At 62.1% G+C, this 22132-nt stretch carries 18 protein-coding genes; 7 read left to right on the forward strand and 11 right to left on the reverse strand.

What is annotated here, in order from left to right; translation table 11 throughout:
• Nucleotides 1-8 precede the first annotated feature (8 nt).
• From AOZ07_RS10970 to AOZ07_RS10980, 3 genes are read right to left on the reverse strand one after another with little or no spacing between them, the layout of a single operon-like run.
• Nucleotides 9-3323, reverse strand: coding sequence for an ATP-dependent helicase (locus tag AOZ07_RS10970; protein WP_060702031.1), 3315 nt, complete (start codon nucleotides 3321-3323; stop codon nucleotides 9-11).
• Complete coding sequence (locus AOZ07_RS10975) at nucleotides 3320-6526, reverse strand: ATP-dependent helicase (RefSeq protein ID WP_236995174.1); 3207 nt, start codon at nucleotides 6524-6526, stop codon at nucleotides 3320-3322. The genes AOZ07_RS10970 and AOZ07_RS10975 overlap by 4 nt, the downstream gene beginning before the upstream one ends.
• Nucleotides 6527-6528: 2 nt before the next feature.
• Nucleotides 6529-6918 carry an MGMT family protein gene (locus AOZ07_RS10980; protein ID WP_075972486.1) on the reverse strand — a complete coding sequence of 130 codons (390 nt, stop codon included), beginning with the start codon at nucleotides 6916-6918 and terminating at the stop codon, nucleotides 6529-6531.
• Nucleotides 6919-7006: 88 nt separating this feature from the next.
• Here AOZ07_RS10980 and AOZ07_RS10985 point away from each other — a divergent pair, with 88 nt between their 5' ends.
• From AOZ07_RS10985 to AOZ07_RS11000, 4 genes are all read left to right on the forward strand, one after another.
• Nucleotides 7007-7690 (forward strand): 3'-5' exonuclease, encoded by a 684-nt coding sequence (locus AOZ07_RS10985; RefSeq protein WP_060702033.1) that lies wholly within the window; start codon nucleotides 7007-7009, stop codon nucleotides 7688-7690.
• A 244-nt stretch (nucleotides 7691-7934) separates the two neighbouring features.
• The gene (locus tag AOZ07_RS10990) at nucleotides 7935-8927 is read left to right on the forward strand and encodes a methionine ABC transporter ATP-binding protein (RefSeq protein WP_060702034.1); all 993 of its coding nucleotides are present in this window, start codon (nucleotides 7935-7937) and stop codon (nucleotides 8925-8927) included.
• 3 nt (nucleotides 8928-8930) lie between these two features.
• Complete coding sequence (locus AOZ07_RS10995; RefSeq protein ID WP_060702035.1) at nucleotides 8931-9596, forward strand: methionine ABC transporter permease; 666 nt, start codon at nucleotides 8931-8933, stop codon at nucleotides 9594-9596.
• 112 nt (nucleotides 9597-9708) lie between these two features.
• Entirely contained in the window at nucleotides 9709-10557 is an 849-nt protein-coding gene (locus tag AOZ07_RS11000; protein ID WP_060702036.1) for a MetQ/NlpA family ABC transporter substrate-binding protein, read from the forward strand.
• A gap of 170 nt (nucleotides 10558-10727) precedes the next feature.
• On the opposite strand, the gene hemL is transcribed toward AOZ07_RS11000, so the two are convergent.
• From hemL to hemE, 8 genes are all read right to left on the reverse strand, one after another.
• Nucleotides 10728-12035, reverse strand: coding sequence for a glutamate-1-semialdehyde 2,1-aminomutase (hemL, locus tag AOZ07_RS11005; protein WP_060702037.1), 1308 nt, complete (start codon nucleotides 12033-12035; stop codon nucleotides 10728-10730).
• A gap of 5 nt (nucleotides 12036-12040) precedes the next feature.
• Nucleotides 12041-13024, reverse strand: coding sequence for a porphobilinogen synthase (gene hemB / locus AOZ07_RS11010; protein WP_060702038.1), 984 nt, complete (start codon nucleotides 13022-13024; stop codon nucleotides 12041-12043).
• 20 nt (nucleotides 13025-13044) lie between these two features.
• Nucleotides 13045-13863: a uroporphyrinogen-III synthase gene (locus tag AOZ07_RS11015; RefSeq protein ID WP_060702039.1), complete on the reverse strand. Its 819-nt coding sequence runs from the start codon at nucleotides 13861-13863 to the stop codon at nucleotides 13045-13047.
• Between the two features lie 11 nt (nucleotides 13864-13874).
• Nucleotides 13875-14849, reverse strand: a complete 975-nt coding sequence (gene hemC, locus AOZ07_RS11020) for a hydroxymethylbilane synthase (protein WP_060702040.1) — start codon at nucleotides 14847-14849, stop codon at nucleotides 13875-13877.
• Nucleotides 14846-16051 (reverse strand): ferrochelatase, encoded by a 1206-nt coding sequence (locus AOZ07_RS11025; RefSeq protein WP_084793220.1) that lies wholly within the window; start codon nucleotides 16049-16051, stop codon nucleotides 14846-14848. Before AOZ07_RS11025 ends, hemC begins: the two co-directional genes overlap by 4 nt.
• Nucleotides 16048-16734, reverse strand: a complete 687-nt coding sequence (gene hemQ / locus AOZ07_RS11030; RefSeq protein ID WP_060703421.1) for a hydrogen peroxide-dependent heme synthase — start codon at nucleotides 16732-16734, stop codon at nucleotides 16048-16050. Before hemQ ends, AOZ07_RS11025 begins: the two co-directional genes overlap by 4 nt.
• A 99-nt stretch (nucleotides 16735-16833) precedes the next feature.
• Entirely contained in the window at nucleotides 16834-18390 is a 1557-nt protein-coding gene (gene hemG, locus AOZ07_RS11035; protein WP_194943649.1) for a protoporphyrinogen oxidase, read from the reverse strand.
• Nucleotides 18391-18488: 98 nt separating this feature from the next.
• Nucleotides 18489-19544 carry a uroporphyrinogen decarboxylase gene (hemE, locus tag AOZ07_RS11040; protein WP_060702041.1) on the reverse strand — a complete coding sequence of 352 codons (1056 nt, stop codon included), beginning with the start codon at nucleotides 19542-19544 and terminating at the stop codon, nucleotides 18489-18491.
• A 148-nt stretch (nucleotides 19545-19692) separates the two neighbouring features.
• Here hemE and AOZ07_RS11045 point away from each other — a divergent pair, with 148 nt between their 5' ends.
• The 3 genes from AOZ07_RS11045 to AOZ07_RS11055 all read left to right on the forward strand — a co-directional run bounded on the left by AOZ07_RS11045 (nucleotide 19693) and on the right by AOZ07_RS11055 (nucleotide 22081).
• On the forward strand, nucleotides 19693-21033 hold the full coding sequence (locus tag AOZ07_RS11045) for a glutamyl-tRNA reductase (protein ID WP_060702042.1): 1341 nt from the start codon (nucleotides 19693-19695) through the stop codon (nucleotides 21031-21033).
• 138 nt (nucleotides 21034-21171) lie between these two features.
• The gene (locus AOZ07_RS11050) at nucleotides 21172-21795 is read left to right on the forward strand and encodes a TetR/AcrR family transcriptional regulator (RefSeq protein WP_060702043.1); all 624 of its coding nucleotides are present in this window, start codon (nucleotides 21172-21174) and stop codon (nucleotides 21793-21795) included.
• Between the two features lie 64 nt (nucleotides 21796-21859).
• Nucleotides 21860-22081 (forward strand): DUF3107 domain-containing protein, encoded by a 222-nt coding sequence (locus AOZ07_RS11055; protein ID WP_022873951.1) that lies wholly within the window; start codon nucleotides 21860-21862, stop codon nucleotides 22079-22081.
• Nucleotides 22082-22132 lie beyond the last annotated feature (51 nt).

Here is a 22132-nt window from a genome sequence, read left to right on the forward strand (position 1 = left end):
CAGCTGCCTCAGCTTTCCAGCTGTTCGAAGGCGCTCGATATCATCTGCTCCAGCTCGGCTTCATCCGACAGGTGCTCCGCACGAATCGTCACGCCGGCAGCAACATAATAGAAAGCTGCCTTGATGTCTTCCAGCGCAATTGAGTGCAGCCGGGACCATCCCAACCGGTACACCGCAAGCTGGACAAGCTTGCTCTTCAAGTCCTTGCCATGAGGGACTCGTCCAGTCTTCCAGTCAAGCAGCAGCCATGTGCCATCGTCCATCTGGAAGACTGCATCGATCCTGCCTCGCACTGCCACCGGGCCGACGCGCGTTTCCAACGGAACTTCCACATAGGCTGGTTGCAACTGGGCCCATTCGCTGGCCAGGAATGCTTCCTTCATTGATTCCAGGTCCAGGGCTTCATCAAGATAGCTGTCGGCCGGCTCAACAAGATCGCCCAGATCCAGCATCGAGGTCTTTTCGTAGAATTCCTCAATCCACGCGTGGAAGGCCGTGCCGCGTCGCGCAGCAAGTCCAGGCCGCCTTGGCACCGGACGGCGAAGATTCTCCAGTACCGACACCGGGTCCTCAGCCAATTCGACAAATAGCGAAGCACGCACATGTTCTGGTGCTTCAACGGCTCGTTCGCGATTGCCGAGGAAGGCACGCTGGGCGAGAAGCTTGTGCGCTTCTTCCGCCCATTGCTGGCCTTCGGGGGTTATCGGCTGGCTGCCGGGGTCTGCGCTGAGCACATCGTCGGCGATTTCCTGGATCACTGCGCGTCGCGAATACGCAAGTTCCTTGTTTTTGATTGCTCCAGTGATCCGCGGGCCCTCCAGCGGGTCGTAGGGCCACAAGGCTTCCAGAGGAGTCAGCCGGTTGGGGTTCTGCTCTGGCGCCTCGTCGTCTTCTACCCAGAGTCCAATTTCAGCTTTTGCCCCAGGGCCCTGGGCCAGCGGCAGCAGCGCGGAGAAGAACTCGGAAGCCTCGGTGGGTTTGCTTCGCGTGGCGGTCCAGATGCTGCTGCTGCAAATGAGCAGCGATTTGGCACGCGTGACCGCAACGTACGCCAATCGGCGTTCCTCGGCAATGTGGTGGTCCTCGACGTGATCCTTGAACAGGGATTCGGCTTCCAATAGCTCCTTGAGCGCTGGCTGGTCGGTGTCCCACTGCGGCAGATCTTTTGCGTCGCCGCGCAAAGGCCAAGGAAGGGCCTTGTCGCCGCTGGTCCATCGGTCGGACTGCGCGCCGGGGAATACCCCGTCGTTTAATGACATGACGGCGACGGTGTCCCACTCCAGGCCCTTTGAAGCGTGGACCGTCAGCAGCTGCACGGCTTCTGGATCAGCATCCTCGCTGGGAAGCGGCAAGCCCTTTTCCTTTTCGGCCGCCTGCTCCAGCCACATCAGGAAGCCGGCCAGCTCAACGCGCGGAGCGTTGCGGCAATACTCGCGGGCGACGTCGGCAAAGGCATCAAGGTTGGCTCGCGAGGCATCGCGGTCCACCCAGGGCCGAACAGCAACCTCGATATCGAGATTCATGGACCGTTCAACTTCGCGGATCAGCGTTTCCAGATCATCATTGGCCATGAGCCTCAGGCTGGCCAGCTCGTCTTTGAGCACTGTGAGCCGGCGCCGGGCCTCTGCACTCAGGCTTCGGCCATCGGAGCTGCTCCAGCCCTCGGAGGGCAAGAAGTCCAGTGCTTCAATAAGGCTGGCCGCGTCATTGAGTTCTGCTCGGGCCGATTCGACGGCTTCAGCGTCAAGGCCGCCATCGGCCGCGGCTGCCTTCGAATTAAGCCCATGGGAGCGACGCCGTTCGAGCTGGCGGGACCAGTCGGCGAATGCCGCGAGATCGGCAGTGCCGATGCGCCATCGTGCTCCGGAGAGCAGGCGCATCAGCTTGTCTGATCGAAGTGGATCCACCAGCACGTGCAGGCAAGCAACAAGATCGGCCACCTCCGCAGTGCTCAGCAGCCCGGATAGGCCCACCAGCTGGTAGCGCATGCCGCGCTCGGAAAGAACCTCGCCCATGATGCTCAACTGGCTGCGGTTGCGCGAGAGCACGGCGCTGGTTTTCGCGGCCTGCGGATCGTTCCGCTGCTCGGCGGCAATCAAGTCCGCGATGGCCTCGGCTTCCTGGCGAACCGTTGCACAGCGGTTGAGCACCACGCGTCCCGGCTGGGCGAAAGCGGAGGGTTCCAGCGGCTTAACGGTGACCGGCCCCGAATGGGCCGCTCCCCCGGCGGTGATCTGGTTGGCAGCGGCAAGCACGTTCACGGTATTGCGCCAGGCTATCGTCAGGTGCTTAACGTGGGCGATCTCGCGCTGTTCGCCGCGGACGATGGGGAAGGTTTCCGGGAACCTGAACAGCTGGCCTGCACTGGCCCCGCGGAACCCGTAGATCGATTGGTTCGGATCGCCGACCGCGGTCACCGGATGGCCTTGGCCATAGAGCTTGGAGAACAACACCATCTGGGCATGGGAGGTGTCTTGGAATTCGTCGAGCAAGACCACCTGGTGGCTGGCGCGTTCGGCGAGCGCGGCCGCAGGGACTTCCTGTGCGATCCTGGCGGCGTGGGCGACGAGGTCGCCGTAGTCCATGACTCCCAATCGCTTTTTCTCGCGCCCGTATTCCTCGGCAAGTTCGGCGATGGTTGCCCTCGAGGCAAGCTTGTCGATGAGTTTCAGCGCTGCTTGCGTGGGAGCCTTGTCCTTCTCCGCATCCATGGGCAGTGCCCGCAATTTCAGGACCAGGTCGTCGATCCATTGATGTGCTTCGGGGACAGCGGCCAGGTGCTCGGATGCTTCGGAGCTGAAGGAGACGATGGCGTCGATGAGGGTGCTGCTCGCGCTGTTGAGGTGCTGGTAGTCCCCCGTGTATTTCTCCAGTACCGAATGCCCCAGCTGCCACGATTGGGCCGCGCCGAGCAGGGCACTGTCTTCCTCCAGGCCGAGCCGAAGCCCGTAGTCCTGGACCAGGGTGTTGGCATAGGAGTGATAGGTGGACACCGCTGGGTCGAGGAAGTCGCGGGTGTCCTCTTCGCTCAGCAGCCCGGTGGCCACCAGTTGTGCGATCTTGGCCCGGATTCGCAGCGACAGCTCCCCGGCGGCCTTGCGGGTAAAGGTCACGCCGAGGATCTGCTCGGGGCGCACCAGCTGGTTGGCTACCAGCCAGACGACCTTGTCCGCCATGGTTTTGGTTTTGCCAGAGCCGGCGCCGGCGATTACGAGCATCGGCTCGAGTGGAGCGGCAACAATCTCGGCTTGCTGCTCGGTGGGCGGGAACTTCTCGCCCAGGGCTATCGAGAGTTCTTGCGGGCTGTATTTGATGCTGCTCATGGTTCGGTGACCTGTCGTCCTTCGGCGCAAAGTGGGCAGATTTCCGGCAAGGTGCAGTTGCCCAGAATCCCCGAGGAACCCGCAACGTGGCGGGTAATGAATTCGCTATGCCCCATGAGGCTGGCAGCCTCCAGAATGAGGGTTTTCGCCCAGTCGTCCTCGGCCAGGGACGGTTGCTCCCTGATCGTGGGGCTTTTGGTATTGGTGCCAACGTAGACCAGCGATGCCCCGGCGGGCTGATCGGAAAGTCCGGCGGTGTCCGGGTTCTCTTGCAGCGCCCCTAGCTGGATGGCTGTTTGGTAGACGCCCAGCTGGGGGTGCTCCAGCGTGTCGCTTTTGCTTGGCGCCATGGAACCTGTTTTGAGGTCCACCACGGTGACCCTGCCATTGGCGTCGACCTCGACCCGGTCAATAATGCCTCGCAGCTGGACCTGAGATCCATCAGGGGTGGGAACCTCGATTTGGAAGGGCATTTCGCGGGCAACCAGTTCGCGGCCTTCTTGCCTCATGGCGATGCAGTATTGGGCGAACTTCTTGAGCATCAGGGTCGCCCGGTCGAAGTCGCGCTGCCCTTCCCAGTTATCCAATTTCTCCAGTTCCGGCCAGCGCTGCTCCAGGATCCGCTGGTACTCGGAACCGCTGGCTTCAGGGTGCTCTTCTGCTATGGAGTGAATCAGTGTGCCCAAGGAAGCTGCGAAGTCATGCGCGGCCGTGCCGCCGGCGCTTTGCACAAACCAATTCAGCGGGGACTTGACCAGCGTCTCGACCTTTGACGGCGAAACTCGTCGTGGCTGGTCCTCGGGGACCACCGGTGCGGTAGAAGACAACGGGAGCAAACCCCACCACTGCTCCGGATGGGCACCGCGCACCGGTTGCTGTGACGTGGCCAGCTGGGCCAGGACATTGACCGCGTCGCGATACTGCCCGACGGGGTCGGATCCCTCGGCAACCGGGGTGGTGCCAAGCTGGGCGGCTTTGCTTGATTCGGCGGTATTGCGCAGCTGCGCCACAAGGGTTGGCAAGGAGCGTATGCGCGGCACCGCAGTAGTTGCCCGGCCCTCGGGCCCGGGCGGATCAACTAGGTCCAGGAATGACGAGGGCTGGCTGTCTTCATTATCGACTGCGGTGCAGATCAGCTGTTCGGAAGCTCGCGACACCGCGTTGCTGAAACTGCGCAGCTCGTCGTTCCTGATCTGGCGCACCAGATGAGTTGGCGTGCGCGTGGCCAGGAATCCGATGCCGTGCTCGACAACGTCAGCTAGCGCGTTGGAGCCCAGCAGTTCGCCGCGCAAGCGCAGATTGGGCCACGCTCCCTCTTGCAAACCGGGAATGAACACGATGGGCCATTCCTTGCCTGCGGCAGCTGCCGTGGTCAGCACGGTCACCATATGCCCGCCGGCGGCACGGGTGGCCAGGGAGTCCATCGGCAAGTCCTGATTCAGAATGTGCTCGATGAATTGGGGCACGCTGGCACCTGGCAGCTGGTCAACAAAGCGTTCAGCCGCTTGGAACAGCGAGAGCACCGCATCCAAGTCATGATCGGCCCGGCGCGCAGACGTTCCGGCGCCTAGCGCTTCCTCGCGCCAGGCTTGGGCCCGGCCGGAGGCTTCCCACATGGCCCAGAGCGCGGTCTCGGGGGTAGCAGTGCCACTGGCAAGCTCGGAATTCAGGGCTCCATACATTTTCAGCAGGCGTTGCAGCCCAAAGGCCGGCTTGCCAAGGTCTTGAGCCAGCTCGGGTTCCCGCAGGCAAGTTTCAAGAAGTTCCTGGCTGGAGCGGCGGCCGCCTTGGGCCGCCTCATGCTGGCGCAAAAGCTGGCGCAAGCGCCGGATTTCCAGTGCTGTGCTCATGCCGTAGCGGGATAGGAGCAGATTCTGCATCAGCAGCGGGTCATCAGCTGCCGAGTTGTTGAAGGACAATTCCAGAAGGTCCAGCAGCGGGCGAACGGCGCCCTCGTCTTTGAGCGGGATTTCAGCCGGTGGCACTTGCACGGCGATCCCCTGCCCTTCAAGGAATCGGCTGTAGGAACGAACCTGTGATCCGTTGCGAACCACGATGGCTATATCTGAAAGGCTCCGGTTTTCAAAGAGGCTCAACTGGACGATGCGCTGGGCGATGAATCGTTCTTCTAGCGTTGAATTCTCAAAAGCGAGTGCCTGGCATGCGTCATCATTGCCCGCCTGGCGCGGCTCAAGTGTTCTTCCCCGCAGTCCCGCGGCCAAAGGAACTCGTTGCACGATCCGTTCCCACGCTTTGGTGATCTGTGGCGGCATCCGGTAGCCATGGGCCAGTTCAAGAAAGGTGGCTTCGGTGGTGCTCGTGTAATTCTGGGCGAAGCGATGCAGTTCGTCGGTACGGGCGCCTCGGAATCCCTGAACCACGCTATCCGGTGCGGCGAAAGCGACCAGGGGCCGGTCTTTGGCCAAGAGAGCCAAGAGCCGGTGTTGTGACAGCGTTGCTTCTTGAAGATCATCAACGAGGACCAGGGCTAGACGGTCCTGTTCGGCGTGGAGGAAGTCCGGGTGCTCTTCAAGCAATTCGGCGGCACGGGTAATGAGCCCGGCAGGGTCAAAGGCTTCCGCGCTGCCAAGGTCCAGCAGGTCGCGGTACTCCTGGTAGAAATGGGCGGCGGCAACCCATTCAGGCCTGGCAGCTTCTTCTCCACGCTGCTCGATATCGGCTGGTTCCAGTCCCAGCTCGGAAACACGGTCAAAGAATTCTCGGATCTCCTTGCGGAAACCACGAGTTTCTATAGCCAATTCCAATTCGCTGGGCCACTGCGGACCAGTGGTCAGGCCCGTGGCGTGCCCTTCGAGCAGGTTCCCGATGAGCGTGTCTTGCTCCGGCCCGGACAGCAGCCGCGGCGGCCTTTCCAGGAACGGCAAGAGCCCTTCTACGCGAGCTCGGCGGATGAGGTCAAAAGCGTAGGCGGACCAGGTGCGCACGACGGGTTCGGTGAAAGTTCGTTCGGCGCGGCGGCTCAAGTCATCGCGAATGGAGGCGGCGGTCAAGCGCGTGGGGGCAATAATCAACAGCGACTGCGGATCCAGTCCGGCGTCCAGGTGCGCGACGGCCGTGTTGATGAGGGCATTCGTCTTGCCGGTTCCTGGCGCACCGGCAACAAGCACCGGGCCACTTATCGTCTGAAGCTGATCCACGATGTCCTGCGCATCCGACCGTGCCTCATATCGCGTTTCATCCATGGTTATAGTTGATCATCCAATTCGGACATTTTGGGGTTGCCCAGTGACAGCCTGAGGATATCGATTTTCTCCCACTGCGACGGCGTGGGGTTCCAGCGGAGCTTCTTCATGTCTACTCGTCGACCCGGTTGTGCGAGTTGTTCGCTATCCCAGTGCTCGCTGGCTCTTGGACGGAGCGGTTCAGCAATATTTCCGTCGGCCCGCAACACGCGCCACCAGGGAGTTCCGCTGAGTGCAGCGGACATGGCTTTGCCTACCTGGCGTGGTCCGCCGCTGCCCAGGAGCTCGGCGATGTCGCCATAGCTGAGCACGGCACCTGGTGGAATCAGCTGGGCAAGTTGATATACGGCCTGAACGTAATCGAGCTGGCTTGGCGCTGCAGCATCTGTCATGGTCCTATTCTGCCAAGGAGCAGGCCTTGATCCACAACGGGCGCGTCTGGCCGTGGCAGTATCTTGATCTGCCTGTAGCGTTGTACCCATGAATGAATGGCACAAGGGCCTCGCAATTGGCTTTGACTTGGAAACTACCGGCGTCGACACCACCACTGCACGTATCGTGACCGCATCAGTTGTGCTGCTTGACGAACAAGGCAATGTGGTTAATCGCCGCGAGTGGCTGGTCAATCCGGAAGTTGAGATTCCTGAGGCGGCTACCGCAGTGCACGGGATCTCCACCGAGAAGGCCAGAACAGAGGGCGCCCCGGCCAAGCAGTCGGTTCAAGAAATTCTGCAGCTGCTGATGTTCGCTTCTGAGCAATCGCCCATCGTGGCTTTTAACGCATCCTACGATTTTTCAGTGCTCTATCACGAGGCACTCAGGTACGACCTGCCGCCGTTCTTCCCGGGCAATGTCATTGATCCCTTCATCATCGACAAGCAGGTCGACAAGTTCCGCAAAGGCAAGCGCACCTTGGCGGCGGCGTGCGAGTTCTATGGCGTCGTCCTAGAAAACGCGCATACTTCCTTGGCCGATGCCATCGCCTGCGTGGCCGTCGCTCGGCAAATCGGAGAGCGCTACCCGCAGTTGCAGGTGGATCCTCAAGTACTTCATGGTTGGCAGATTGGCTGGGCGCGCGAGCAGGCTGAAAGCTTCCAAACTTACCTTCGGAAAACGAAACCAGATGCCGTTGTTGACGGCGCATGGCCGATCATGGAGGCGTAAGTCACAGGCACGCAAGGCTCTGTGCCTGATATCACAACTCGGCTGGTCCCTGATGCGAGATTCCGCGGAAGTCAATAGTTCATGTTCTGTCACAATTCGAAGAATAATCTTCGAGCCGGACAGCTTGATGACTCCCAGCTAAGAATTTTAACCCGGTTTTCACACCCATTCGGGCGATTTTGTTCGATAATGGTTCAATGGAGGGTACTCTCTGTACCCAATGAGAACTAAAGGAACACGCCTAGTGATCACAGTCAGTGACCTGCGCAAGGTCTACCAGCAGGGCAGCAAGGATGTTGTTGCTCTTGATGGTGTCAGTCTTGAAGTCCCCACCGGGAAAATTCATGGCATCGTCGGACATTCCGGGGCTGGCAAGTCCACCCTTGTTCGTTGCTTGACCTTGCTTGACCAACCGACTTCCGGCACCGTATCCGTCAACGGAAAAGAACTGACTAATGTCAGCTCCGAGGAGCTGCGCAACGCTCGTCGTCGCATCGGCATGGTGTTCCAGCACGCTAATCTTTTTGATTCGCGCACGACCGAGCAGAACGTTGCCTACCCGTTGGAATTGGTTGGCACCCCGAAGGACCAGGTTGCCAGCAAGGTCGCTGAGCTATTGGAACTAGTTGGCCTCTCACAGTTCGCCAAGGCGTACCCTTCACAGCTTTCCGGCGGTCAGCGTCAACGTGTTGGCATCGCCCGCGCACTGACCACCGATCCGGATGTTTTGCTGTGCGACGAGCCAACCAGTGCTCTCGATCCGAAAACCACGGACGAAATTCTTGAACTGGTCAAGAAGCTGCGTGATCGCCTGAACATCACGGTGCTGATCATCACCCACGAAATGCACGTGGTGAAGCAGGCCTGCGACTCCGTTTCCCTGCTGGAAGGCGGAAAGATCGTCGAGCATGGCGACATCGAAGCCGTCATTACCAACGCTTCGGGACGCCTGGCTTCGACTTTGCTTCCGCTTCCTGGCGACGCGCCCCGCGCTGAAGGCTCAGGCCCGATCCTTGATCTGCTCTACACCGGCCAGCAGGCAACCGAGCCAGTGATATCCTCCTTGGCCCGCAAGTTCAACACTGATGTCAACGTCCTGGCCGGATCCGTCGAACAACTAGGTGAGCAGCAGTATGCACACCTGCGTCTGCAACTGACCGCGGACGCTGATTTGGAAGCTATCGTGAATCACTTGTCCTCCACCGGAATCGCAGTGACCGTGAAGGGAGCCAAGTAGATCATGGATTTCTTCACTCCAACAGTTCTCAAGGCCATGGGCACCGCCACAGTTGAAACCCTGCAGATGGTAGTCATCTCTGGAATTATCACTGTTGTCATCGGCTTGATCCTGGGCATCCTGCTGCACGTCACCGACAAGGGCGGGCTGACCCCCATCCGCTGGCTCAACGTCGTGCTTTCAGCAATCATCGTCAACATCACCCGTTCGATACCGTTCGCCATTCTGATGGTTGCCCTGATCCCGTTCTCCGCGATGGTGGTTGGAGCTTCGCTGGGGCCCATTGCGGCCTCGGTCTCGCTGACCATCGGCACCATCCCGTTCTTCGCCCGCCTCGTTGAGACCGCACTGCGCGATGTCTCCACTGGCAAGGTTGATGCGGCATTGGTCATGGGTTCCACCAAGATGCAGACCATCCGCAAGGTGCTCGTGCCTGAGGCCATGCCCGGCATCATTGCCGCCGTTACCACCACCGTGGTGACGCTGATCGGCTATTCCGCGATGGCCGGCCTGGTGGGTGGTGGCGGCCTGGGCCGCATGGCCTACACCTACGGCTACACCCGCTACAACATGCCGATCATGCTCGCGACGATCATCATCATTGTCGTATTGGTGCAACTGGTCCAGATCATCGGCGATGCCATTGCCCGCAAGGTCGACCACCGCTAAGGCAACTCTAGATTTCCACCGGTCCTGCCGGTGGAGCCGTGGAATATGTCATGACACGGCAAACCTCACTCGCAACCGTGCCCCACGGCTCGAAACCAAAGGAAGACAAGCTATGCGCAAAAAGCTCGCACTTGCAATCACCGGCATCGCCACTGCGTTCGCGCTGACCGCCTGCGGCAGCAGCGACCCATCGGCAGACGCCACTGCAACTTTGGACCCGGCAAACCCGGTCACCATCAAGGTCGGCGCCAGCCCCGTCCCGCAGTCCGACATCCTGAACTACATTGACGAGAACCTGGCCAAGGATGCCGGTATCGACCTGGACGTCGTGGAAATCGACGACTATGTCACCCCGAACACCTCGCTCAATGAGGGCACCCTGGACGCCAACTACTTCCAGACCGAGGCCTACCTGAAGACCGAAACCGAGGAAAAGGGCTACAAGTTCGCGCACGGCGCTGGTATCCACGTGGAGCCGATGACCGCCTTCTCGAAGACCTTCAAGGATCCAAAGGACGTCACCGAGGGCACCACGGTTCTGCTGAACAACGACCCAGTGAACCAGATCCGCGGCATGCGCGTTCTGGAAGCCGCTGGCCTGCTGAAGAACATTGCCGACGATGATTCCATCCTCACCGTCCAGGACGACAAGGACAAGAACCCTCTGTCCCTGAAGCTCAAGGATGCCAACGCAGAGCAGGTAGTCCAGTACTACAAGAGCGACGACTCCATCGGCGTGGCCGTGATCAACGGCAATTTCATCGTCCAGGCCAAGCTGAACAAGGACGAAATCCTGGCTCAGGAATCTGGCGACAACAACCCTAACGCCAACTTCCTGACCTGGCGCGAGGGCGAAGAGACCCCAGCAATCAAGAAGCTTGACGAGCTGCTGCACTCGGATGAGGTTCGCGCCTACATCGAGAAGACCTGGACCGACGGAAGCGTCATCCCAGCGTTCTAATCCTGTCAGTCCTCCCAGGGCCACGACTGTCAACTGCCCGAGATCCATATGGATCTCGGGCAGTTTCGTTTGGTGCCGGGTTGTACATCGGTGGATGCAAGGCATAAAAAAACCGGGGGCAGTGGGCACCATGATCAGTTGGTGCCCACCGCCCCCGGGCGTAATGGCGCTTAGGCCTTGGCAGCAGCTGCGGCCTTGGCGGCTGCAGGCAGTGCGGCGAAGATCTTCTCCATCGCGGCATCATCGTGCGCTGCAGAGACGAACCATGCCTCGAATACGCTCGGTGGCAGGTAAATGCCGGAGTCAAGCATGGAGTGGAAGAACGGAGCGTAGCGGAACCCTTCCTGCGCCTGCGCATCGGCGTAGTTGTGCACGCCCTTCGCGGAGGTGCCGAAGGCCACCGAGAACAAGGTGCCAGCACGCTGGATGGAGTGGTCCAGGCCTGCTGCGTTGAAGGACTCGGTGATCGCTGCCTGCAATGCCTCGGACTGCTTCCCCAAGTGGGCGTAGACGTCTTCGGTAGCATGGGTCAGCTGGGCGATACCGGCAGCCATCGCTACCGGGTTGCCGGACAGGGTACCAGCCTGGTAAACCGGGCCCAGTGGCGCCAGGTAATCCATGACCTCTGCGCGGCCGCCCAGGGCAGCCGTTGGCAGGCCGCCGCCAATCACCTTGCCGAAGGTGTACAAATCTGCGGTCCAGTCCTCGACCTTGCCAGTCAGGCCCCAGTAGCCGGAGGATGATGCACGGAAGCCGGTGAGCACCTCATCGAGGATCAGCAGCGCGCCGTGCTTGCTGGTCGTCTCCTTCAAGAACTTGTTAAAGCCCTCTTCTGGAGTGACTACGCCCATGTTGCACGGGGCCGACTCGGTGATCACTGCGGCAATGTTGGCACCATGCTCGGCGAAGGCGGCCTCGATGGCTGCACGGTCGTTGTACGGCAGCACCAAGGTCTCGGCGGCCGTGGCCGCGGTGACACCTGCAGAACCAGGCAATGCCAGGGTGGCAACACCCGAACCGGCATCAGCCAGCAGCCCATCAAGGTGGCCGTGGTAGCAGCCGGAGAACTTGATGATCAGGTCGCGGCCGGTGTAGCCGCGAGCCAAGCGCACAGCGGTCATGGTGGCTTCGGTACCGGTGGAGACCATGCGGACTCGATCCACACCGCCCATGCGGGATTTGATCAGCTGGCCGAGCTTGGCCTCATCCGGCGTGGAAGCTCCGAAGGACAGGCCGCGATCTACCGCGGCATGCACGGCAGCCTGGATTTCCGGGTGGGCATGGCCCAGCAGCGCCGGACCCCAGGAGCAGACCAGATCGACATATTCCTTGCCGTCGGCATCGGTCAGGTAGGCGCCCTTGGCCCCCACCATGAATGGCGGAACGCCGCCGACAGAACCGAAGGCGCGTACCGGGGAGTTAACGCCGCCGGGCATGACCTCGCGGGCCTCGGCAAAGAGCTGTTCAGAGTTCGACATCAGTCTTACTTACCTTCCTTGAGCCAGCCGGCAACTTCGGCTGCGTAGTATGTGAGGATTTGCTGGGCACCGGCCCGCTTGATGGACAACAGCGATTCAAGGACGGAGGACCTGCGGTCAATCCATCCGTTGGCGCTGGCCGCTTCGATCATCGAGTACTCGCCGGAAATCTGGTAGGCGGACACCGGTACCGGGGAGAACTCGGCCATGTCCCGCACGATGTCCAGGTAGCTCATTGCCGGCTTCACCATGATCATGTCGGCGCCCTCGGAAATATCCAATTCGGCTTCGATCACCGCTTCGCTGCGGTTGGCCGCATCCATCTGGTAGGTCCGGCGGTCCCCCTGCAGCTGGGAATCCACGGCTTCGCGGAATGGGCCGTAGAACGCGCTGGCGTACTTGGCGCTGTAGGCCAGCAGCGAAACGTCCTGGCGTCCTGCGGCATCCAGCGCCTGGCGGATGACACCGATCTGGCCATCCATCATGCCCGAGGGGCCGAGCATGTGGGCCCCGGCTTCAGCCTGGGCCACGGCCATCTGGCCGTAGATTTCCAGGGTCGCGTCATTATCCACGGCGCCGTTGGCATCGAGCACGCCGCAGTGCCCGTGGGAAGTGAATTCGTCCAGGCACACGTCGGACATGACGACCAGTTCATCGCCAACCTCTTCGCGCACGGCTTTGATCCCCTGGTTCAGGATGCCTTGCGGGTCCAGGCCGGCGGAACCGGTTTCGTCGCGTTCCTCGGGAATGCCAAAGAGCATGATGCCGCCCAGGCCGCGTTGCGCAGCATCATTGGCAGCGGCCTTGAGCGAGTCCATGGAGTGCTGGAAGACCCCTGGCATGGAGGTGATCTCGTTGGGCCGGCTCAGCCCCTCGCGCACGAAGGCGGGAAGGATCAGCTGGCGTGCCGACAGCTCATTTTCTGCGACCAGGCGGCGGATAGCTGGATTCTGCCGCAACCGGCGTGGTCGATGCTGGGGGAAACCCATGGCTCTTCTTTCTCTCGTGACTACTTGGTCTCTTCAGCTGCGGCAATGCCGTCGAGCTGAAGCAAATCCTTGGCCGCGCGGGCCAGGCCCTGCGGGGTTGGTTCTGCGGCGATCGCATGCACCGGCAGGCCTACTTCTGCCATGGCCTTGGCAGTGGGCGCACCGATCGCGATGGTGTGCACGCTGGGCGGCAGCCGGTCGCCGGCCAGCTGGGTAAAGCGCCGGGCTACGCTGGGCGCCGAGAAGACGACCAGGTCCATCTCAACCAGTTTCCCGCCAATGGCCCCGGGCGGCAGGATGTTCAGTGCCCCCTTGGCCGTGGAGCCATCCAGCACAGTGCCGGATGCGGGGGCATTGACATTCTGGTAGGCGATCACTTCATCCACCGTGACCGGCTGCCTGGCCAGCCCGTCAGCCAAGGCGGGACTGGCCAGGTCGCCATGCGGATAGCAAATGCGCGCGCCCGGCTCGGGATGCCACTGCTGCAGCATTCCGGCGGCCGATTGCAGTTGCGGCTGGACATCGGCCTTCCGGCCCAGCGTGGCGGCAATGGCCTGGCTGGTTTTTTCACCCACCGAGGCGATGCGCAACTGCGGTGGCAGAGGCCGTCCGGTCAGTAGCTGCCCGAGCACCTGCACGGTGCTCACCGAGGTCAGCACCAGCCACGAGTACTGCCCGCCGACAAGCCGGGTTGCCATGCGATCCAGGGCTTCGCGGTCCCGCGGCCAGATGGTTTCGATCAGCTGGGCACACCACGAAGTGATGCCCAGCTTGCCGAACTCGTGCACGGTGGCCTCAGCTCGCGCCGGGTTGCGCAGGATCAATGCGTGATAGGCCATGGTCAAATGATCTAGGCCAATCCGGCGATCACGGCCGCGCCATCGGCGATCATGGCACGAGCCAGGTCGCGGCCCAATTGCTGGGCGGAGGCGATGCCGGCGGCGGCAGTGCGCGCGCTTCGGCGCATGGTCTGGGAGCCATCGGGATTGCACGCCACGGCTTCCAGCACCAGCTCTCCCCCATCCAGGTGCGCCAAGGCGCCGATCGGTGCCGCACAGCCTGCCTCCAGGGTGGAGAGCAGCGAGCGCTCGGCCACCACCTGCAGGCGCGTAGCCTCATCGTCGAAGGCCGCCAGCGCCTGGTCCAGTGCTCCATGGCCGGAGCCCGCGGTGCGAGTTTCCAGCGCCAGGGCGCCTTGGCCCGGCGCCGGGAGCATGATCGAGGGATCGAGGTATTCGGTGATGTACTTTTCCAGGCCCAGCCGGCGCATTCCGGCCGCGGCAAGGATGACGGCGTCCAGGTCCCCCTGGGTGCCGCGTCCGACGCTGCCGTCATCCAGGGTTTCGCCGATCCCCTTGACCCGGCCCAGCCTGGTAGGCACATTGCCCCGGATATCCACGATCTGCAGGTCCGGGCGATGAGCCAGCAGCTGTGCCCCGCGGCGCGGCGAGCCGGTGCCCACCTTGGCGCCCTGCGGCAATTCATCGAGGCCAAGCCCGTCGTGCGAGCACAGCGCGTCGCGCACATCTTCACGCGCGGGGATGCAGGAAAGCACCAAGCCCTCGGGCTGCGCGGTCGGCAGGTCCTTCAGGGAATGGACCGCCAAATCGCAGCCTGAGTCCAGAAGGTGCTGGCGCAGCGCCGCGGCAAAGACGCCGGTCCCGCCGAGGCTGGCCAGCGATCCGGTGACCACATCGCCTTCGGTTTTCACCAGTACGGTTTCCACGCCCAGCCCGGAAATTTCGGACAGCTTCTGGGCTGCCCAGCCGGTTTGCGTGGTGGCCAGCGCGCTGCCGCGGGTTCCCACCTTGAAAGTTGCGCTCATGGCTGGGGCACTCCCACTTCCGAGTCGACAGCTGCAATAGTTGGCCGCAGCGTTCCGTCCAGGGCCCGCTTTTCGCAGCATCCCGGTCGGCACACATCGAACCACGGCCCGCCTTCGACAACGGATTGGCGCCCCTCGCGCAGTGCCTTGCCGTCGGCGCCGAGCAGGCGTTCCTCGATCAAATCAACCAGGCCGGAGACGAAGGCCGCATGCGTGCCAGGGGTTGCCACCCGGTCAAAGGCCAGGCCCAGTTCCGCGCAGCTGTCCTTGGCTTCGGTATCCAGGTCCCACAGCACTTCCATGTGATCGGAGATGAAGCCAATGGGCACCACCACAACGCCGGCCACGCCAGCGGCGGCATCGGCTTCCAGGGCGTCGTTGATATCCGGTTCCAGCCAAGGAGTGTGCGGCGCGCCCGAACGCGACTGGTACACCAGCGAATGCTCCAGTCCGGCAGCTTCATCCACCTGGGACAGGATGTATCGGGCCACCGCGCGGTGCTGGGCGGTGTAGAGGTTTTCGCCCAGGGTCTCGCGGATCTCCTGCGGACCGGCGGCGTTGGCATCGCCCAGCGGGATCGAGTGGGTGACAAAAACGATCTTGATCGCGCCCCCGGCTTTTCCGGCCTGCTCGAGCTGGGCGCGAACCGACGCCAGGGAGCTGCGAAGCCCCTCGACAAACGGCTGGACAAAGGCCGGGGTGTCAAAGAACTGGCGCAGCTTGTCGACTTCGACTTCGCGGTCCAGGCCGGTGGCCAGAAGGCCCATGCCCAAGTCTTCGCGGTATTGGCGGCAGGCCGAATAGCCGGAGTAGGCACCGGTGCCCAGCATCAGCACCTTGCGGTGGCCATCGTCGGCCAGCTGCTGCAGGGTGTCATTGACGAAGGGGTGCCAGTTGCGGTTGCCCCAGTAGATCGGCAAGTTGATGCCGCGTGCTGCCAATTCGGTTTCCAGCGCGGACTTCAGCTCGCGATTCTGCTCATTGATTGGCGAGAAGCCGCCATTCTTGCGGTAGTGCACCGCGACCTCTTCGAGGCGTTCATCGGGGATGCCGCGTCCGCCGGTGACATTGCGCAGGAAGGGCAGGACGTCGTCCTGTCCTTCAGGGCCGCCAAATGAGGCCAGCAGCAGGGCATCGTACGCCTTGGGGGCCATCCGGCCGTTCTGGTCGTAGCCCTCGCGCGGATCGAAGGACTGGCTCACTTCAGTACCTCAAGCGCCTCGGCGGCCGAAATGCGGCGTCCGGTGTAGAACGGGGTTTCTTCGCGCACGTGGTGGCGGGCCTCGGTGTAGCGCAGGTGGCGCATCATGTCGACCAGGTCGATCATGTCGTCAGCCTCCAGGCAGATCTGCCACTCGTAGTCGCCGAAGGAGAAGGCGGCCACGGTATTGGCCAAGACGTTCGGGAACTCGCGGCCCAGGATGCCGTGGTCGCGAAGCATCTTTCCGCGCTCCGCAGGATCCATGGTGTACCAGTCGGTGGAGCGGACGAACGGGTAGACGGTCATCCATTCCTTGGCGCGGATGCCCCGGGCGAAGGCCGGCGAGTGGTTCTTGGCGAACTCGGCTTCGCGGTGCACCGCCATGGTCGAGTAGGCGATCTGGGTGCCTTCCAGCAGCGCCGAACGGCGGATCTGGCGCATCGAGGCCTGCAGCAGCTGCGCCGAAGGCCCGTGGACCCACACCATGATGTCGGCATCCTCGCGCATGGCCGAGACATCATAGATGCCACGCACGGTGGCGCCCTCGGCGGCCAGCTGCTCGATCAGGGCGTCGAACTCGGTGGCGGCCTCTTCGCTGCGATCGATCATTTCGGAGCGCTTGAAAATGGTCCAGAGCGTGTAGAAGAAGGTCGGGTTCTCCCCGGCATTCGCCCGTTCATTCATAACCGGCGAATTGTGCTCAGGTGCGTTGCTCACGTGATGTTCTCCTTGATCTGGGAATCTGAAATTGGATGTGGACATCCACAGTTGTTTGCTAAGTTCTCAGCGAGCGCTGATGGCCACGGCGCGGCGTGCCTGGCCGATCACCCGCGCCAGGCCGGTGCCCGAAATCCAGGCGCCAACCACATCAAGCCCGTCAAAGGGGGCAAGCGCCTGTTCCAGTTGCTTCCGGCGTTCCATGGCGGCTTCGCCTTGCAGCGGCACCATATCGCTGAAGCGCGAGACGGCGCTGCCCAGGACATCATCCCGATGCAATTGAACACCGAGAATCTTTGAAGCGTCTTTGATTGCCAATTCGATCAGCTGCTGGTCATCACCGGAATCCACCACGGGATCCTGCTCGCCGATCCGTCCGAAGGACAGGCGCAGGACGTGGGTTCCGGGTCCTGCCTCATCGGCCAGCCATGGCCACTTCGCCGTGGAGTGGGTCAGCGCCTTGGCGGCCAGCGGCGCCTGCTTGGAGACCAGCACGCCCGAGCCGCGCGGCGCGTCGTCCAGCTCCGGCTTGTCCACCACCAAAATGGCCAGGGCAATAGCGTTCGGCGCGTTGTCGCTGCTGATCCGCTCCTTGTCTGCCAGCAGCGGGTTGAGCAGTTCCAGGGCCCCGGCCGCCGGGGTGGCGATCACTACGCGGTCGGCGCGGATCTCCTGGCCGAGGCTGCTGAGCGCATAGGGAACCTGGGCCTGCGCGTCGTAGCTGATCGCGGTGACCGGCGAGTTCCGGACCAGTGCGGCCCCGTCCTCCTCCAGCTGCTGCACCAGCGCCTGGACCATGGTGTACATGCCGCCGTCAAGCCCGCCAACGCGCGAGCCGGCCGGAGCGGAAGCCTGCAGCGCGGCCACCGCCTTGGCCAGCGATCCGGTTTCCAGCATGGCCTGGCGCAGCCCCGGGGCCGCGGCATCAATTGAAATCTTCGCCGGGTCGGTGGAGTAGACGCCATTGACCACCGGGGCCACCAGCTGGTCCAGGACCGCCTGCCCCATGCGGGTGCGAACCACCTCGGCCACGGAAAGCTTTTCGGTGGCCCACTTCTTGTTCATTGGCGTAATCAGGTCGGCTGCGGCACGCACCGTGGCGGCACGGCCGATAATATTGCGCACCTCGTCGCTGCGGACATCAGCGGGTATGCCCATCAGGGCCGTTGCCGGCATCGGATGCGCGAGAATCCCGTCCTGGCCGTCCTGGATCATCCATGCTGGCTGGCCAGAAGTCTTGGCAATCCGCGGTGACAGATCCAGCTCATCGAGGTAGCTGGCCACGGTCCCCTGGCGCAGGGCAAAGGATTCAGCACCCGCATCTACCGTCAAGCCGGCCACTTCGGTAGTGCGCAGGCATCCGCCAAAGCTGTTGCCAGCTTCCAGGACGGTTACTTCATGACCGCTCTGGCGCAGATCTCGGGCCGCGACCAGCCCGGCAATGCCGCCGCCAATGATGACCGCGTGCGGGGCTTGGGCCGGCTTTTCGCCGTGGTGGACCTGCTTGGCATGCCGGGCTTCGCTGGCCTTACGCACCTTTTCGAGCAAGCGCAAAGCATGGGCCGGCGCTTCTGCTGCCTTGTCCCGACGCGCAGCTGCTGCGGGCGTTGATTCCTTGCTCACGTACTTAGCACCTTTACCTTCACACTTTGCGGCCGGAGTCTTGGGCAGGGCGTTGACAGGCTCGCCCAAGGCATTGCTTCCAGCTTAGACCCGATGAATTACAGCGAGTGAATGAGCTCGACCACTTTGGTCAGCACCGTCGGATCCGTGGTCGGAGGAACACCATGTCCCAGATTCACCACATGTCCGCGAGCCTGCTTGCCAGCCTCAACCACTTCACGCACATGGGCTTCGAGGACCTCCCATGGTGCGGTGAGCAGCGCCGGGTCGATGTTGCCCTGCACCGACACCTCCTGGCCAAGCCGGCCGATGGCGGTCTGCAGCGGAATGCGGTAGTCCACGCCCACGGTGTCCACGCCGATATCGCGCATCGCGCTCAGCAGTTCCCCGGTCCCGGTGCCAAAGTGGATCATCGGCACTCCCAGGTCCCGCACGTGGTCCAGTGCCAGGGAAGAATAGGGGGCAACATATTTTTCGTAATCCGGCAGCGACAGCGAGCCAGCCCAGGAGTCGAAGAGCTGGGCGGCGGAAGCACCGGCTTCAACCTGCGCGCGCAGGAACAGGCCCGAGGCCTTGGCGGCCCATTTCATCAGCCCATCCCACACTTCGGGCTCGCTGTGCATCATGGTGCGCGGGCCCAGGTGGTCGCGGCTTGGCTTGCCTTCGACCATGTAGGCGGCCACGGTAAACGGCGCGCCGGCGAAGCCGATCAATGGGGTCTTTCCCAGTTCGGCGACGGTGAGCTTCACCGCTTCGCGGATTGGTTCCAGCGACGCGTCGGTGAGCTCTGGCAGGGCCGCCACCTGTTCTGCGGTGCGAATCGGGGTGTCAAGCACCGGACCCACACCGGGAACGATGTCCACGCCGATCCCTGCCAAGCGCAGCGGGATGACAATGTCGGAGAAGAAGATCCCGGCATCAACCTTGTGGCGGCGCACTGGCTGCAAGGTGATTTCGCTGGCCATGGCCGGATCCAGGCAGGAATCCAGCATGCTCACGCCTTCGCGCAGCTTCATGTACTCAGGCAGTGAACGGCCAGCCTGGCGCATGAACCACACGGGGTGATGCGACGGCGTTTTGCCGGTCAAAGCCTGGATCAAAGCGGAATCTCGGGTACGTCCATCAAGCATCGGATGGTTCTGCGACAGGGTCATGTTCCAATTCTGCCAACTCTTGAGTTTAAATGCTCATTCAGGACGTTCGCCTGAAGCCGAAGGTGAGCAACCTAACCCAGTGCGGGAGCCCGAATTTAGGCAAACCTGCGTTGTTTGGCTTCCCGATCCGGCTTATTCTAGGGGCACTGTGGTTTTCTTATCTCTTGTCGCTTCGCATTCGCAGCTCGATCTTGAGACCGTCGCGCAAATCAGCGCCTCGGCCGACGGGCTGGCAGCTGCCTCCGTTAACGGCTCGGCGGCCATCAATGGTGCCGTCGTCCTTGCCACCTGCAACCGTTTCGAGGTGTACGCGGATGTCGAGCAAGCCGATGACGCCGCCGATCATCTGGTGGCGACGCTGGCGCAGCACACCGACCTCTCCCCCGACTTCCTGGCTCGCCGGCTGACCACCCTCGAAGGCGAACCAGTCATCGAGCACCTTTTCTCGGTGGGTGCCGGCCTGGATTCGGCAGTGGTCGGAGAACGCGAAATTGCCGGGCAGGTCCGCCGCGCGCTGACCCAGGCACAGCAGGAAAAAACCACCACCAGCAACCTGACCCGCCTCTTCCAGAACGCCACCCGAGCTGCCAAAGACGTCGGCTCGAACACCGACCTGGGAATGCAGGGCAAATCCGTTGTATCGGTCGCTCTCGATCTTGCCGAAGAGCTGATGGCCGGCGACCGCGAGTGGTCCGAACAGGATGTTGTGCTCTTTGGCACCGGCTCCTACGCGGGGGCCACCATGGCACTGCTCAAGGAACGCGGCGTCAAGCGCATTTCTGTGTACTCGCACTCCGGCCGCGCCGCGGACTTCACCGCCAAGCGCGGCGGCTTCCCGCTCTCCGACGAGCTTTTGCCCCAGGCACTGCGTGAAGCAGATGTCATCGTTGGCTGCTCCGGAGGCGGACACCAGCTGTCGCGGGCCGAGCTCGAAGAGCTGCGCGTGAAGAACCACCCGCTGATCGCCATCGACATGGCCTTGACCCACGATTTTGATCCGACTTTGGTTGAATTGCCTGATGCCGAGCTGATCACCCTTGAATCGGTCCGCATGGCGGCACCGACCGAACAGGCCATGGCCGTGCATGCAGCAAGTCGAATCGTCAAGAAGGCCACCGCAGAGTTCGCCGCCGCCCAGCGCGAGCGCGAAGCCGATTTCGCTATTGTTGCCTTGCGCCAGCACACCAAGACGGTACTTGATGCGGAGATCGCCAAGGTGCGTGCGCAACACGGCTGCACCGCAGCCGCGGAAGAAGTCGAACTGGCCATGCGCCGCATGGTCCGCCAGCTCTTGCACGTCCCAACGATACGTGCGCGGGAATTGGCCGGCGAAGGCCGCACCGGTGAATATGTTGCAGCCCTCGAAACCCTCTATGGCTTGGATTTCTCCGAGCCGGCGGCCACGGAACCCGCTGCACTGCCAGTCCAGGAGCACGCCTCGGCCCTGGCAGCCAGCTGCCCGGTGAACTCCGAATCAAAATCCGCGTAACTGGTACACGAGGATTGATTTTCAGTTCCGCATTCCAAGTCAAAGCATGGAATACTACTTTCAACTAGATCGCTTCCCGCAAAGTTCGAGTTGGACGTGGGAGTTGATTGCCTAGCAGGTGGAAAGGCCGGATTCGACATGACGGAACTTGAAAATATCAAAGGTGCCCGTTCACAGCGGATGCCGCGCGAAGCCCGGCGCCGTCAACTCCTGCAAGCCGCGCACCAGGTTTTTGTTGCCCATGGCTACCACCGTGCGTCCATGGATGAAATCGCTGAAGTCGCTCTCGTCTCCAAGCCGGTGCTCTATCAGCACTTCCCCGGCAAGCGTGAACTGTATCTGGCGTTGCTTGACTCGCACCTTGCCGACTTCAGCCGGCAGCTCGATGAAGCGATCGAATCAACCACCGACAACCGCCAGCGCGTCTTTGCCACCATCAACACCTACTACAGCTACATCAAGGGCGAATCCCAGGCGTACCGCCTGATTTTTGAATCCGATGTTCTCTCCGATGCCTTGATTGCGGGGCGCATCGAGAAATTCAACAATGCCCTGGCCACCTCCATCGCCCGAGTTGTTGTTCAAGACACCGACATGAGTGAAGCCGAGGGCCTGTTGGCCGGCCGGGCACTAGCCGGGCTGAGCCAGGTTTCGGCACGTTATTGGGCGTCCACCGACGAAGAAGTAGACCAGTCCACAGCCGTTGATCTGATTTCGCGTTTAGCTTGGCGCGGAATTTCGCAGTTCCCCAAAGAAACATAGCTAAATTAGTCTTCAGGGAACCCATACGGGACACCTAATTCTTTCGAGAGGATCAGCGACAATCATGGAAATCCGGATTGGCATTCAGAATGTAGCCCGCGAAGTTGTACTTGAATCCGAGCTCAGCAACGCAGAAGTCAACGATCTGGTTTCAAAGGCCATCGCCGATGGAACAAGCCTGGCGCTCAAGGACCCCAAGGGCCGCGAAGTATTGATTCCATCTGCTGGGATCGCATACGTCGAGATTGGCCCAGAAGAGGTCCGCCGCGTGGGCTTCGCGCAGTAGCATTTGCACCACGGCAGGCTTCCAGTGCCTGCAAGATATGGCTGGCTTCCC

The sequence above is a fragment of the Glutamicibacter halophytocola genome (assembly GCF_001302565.1).
Lineage (GTDB): Bacteria > Actinomycetota > Actinomycetes > Actinomycetales > Micrococcaceae > Glutamicibacter > Glutamicibacter halophytocola.

Bases quoted from the DNA above. Each gene is read 5' to 3' on its own strand.
- AOZ07_RS10970 (WP_060702031.1), bottom strand. From the start codon at position 3,323: ATGAGCAGCATCAAATACAGCCCGCAAGAACTCTCGATAGCCCTGGGC.
- AOZ07_RS10975 (WP_236995174.1), bottom strand. From the start codon at position 6,526: ATGGATGAAACGCGATATGAGGCACGGTCGGATGCGCAGGACATCGTG.
- AOZ07_RS10980 (WP_075972486.1), bottom strand. From the start codon at position 6,918: ATGACAGATGCTGCAGCGCCAAGCCAGCTCGATTACGTTCAGGCCGTA.
- AOZ07_RS10985 (WP_060702033.1), top strand. From the start codon at position 7,007: ATGAATGAATGGCACAAGGGCCTCGCAATTGGCTTTGACTTGGAAACT.
- AOZ07_RS10995 (WP_060702035.1), top strand. From the start codon at position 8,931: ATGGATTTCTTCACTCCAACAGTTCTCAAGGCCATGGGCACCGCCACA.
- AOZ07_RS11000 (WP_060702036.1), top strand. From the start codon at position 9,709: ATGCGCAAAAAGCTCGCACTTGCAATCACCGGCATCGCCACTGCGTTC.
- hemL (WP_060702037.1), bottom strand. From the start codon at position 12,035: ATGTCGAACTCTGAACAGCTCTTTGCCGAGGCCCGCGAGGTCATGCCC.
- hemB (WP_060702038.1), bottom strand. From the start codon at position 13,024: ATGGGTTTCCCCCAGCATCGACCACGCCGGTTGCGGCAGAATCCAGCT.
- AOZ07_RS11015 (WP_060702039.1), bottom strand. From the start codon at position 13,863: ATGGCCTATCACGCATTGATCCTGCGCAACCCGGCGCGAGCTGAGGCC.
- hemC (WP_060702040.1), bottom strand. From the start codon at position 14,849: ATGAGCGCAACTTTCAAGGTGGGAACCCGCGGCAGCGCGCTGGCCACC.
- hemQ (WP_060703421.1), bottom strand. From the start codon at position 16,734: ATGAATGAACGGGCGAATGCCGGGGAGAACCCGACCTTCTTCTACACG.
- hemE (WP_060702041.1), bottom strand. From the start codon at position 19,544: ATGACCCTGTCGCAGAACCATCCGATGCTTGATGGACGTACCCGAGAT.
- AOZ07_RS11050 (WP_060702043.1), top strand. From the start codon at position 21,172: ATGACGGAACTTGAAAATATCAAAGGTGCCCGTTCACAGCGGATGCCG.
- AOZ07_RS11055 (WP_022873951.1), top strand. From the start codon at position 21,860: ATGGAAATCCGGATTGGCATTCAGAATGTAGCCCGCGAAGTTGTACTT.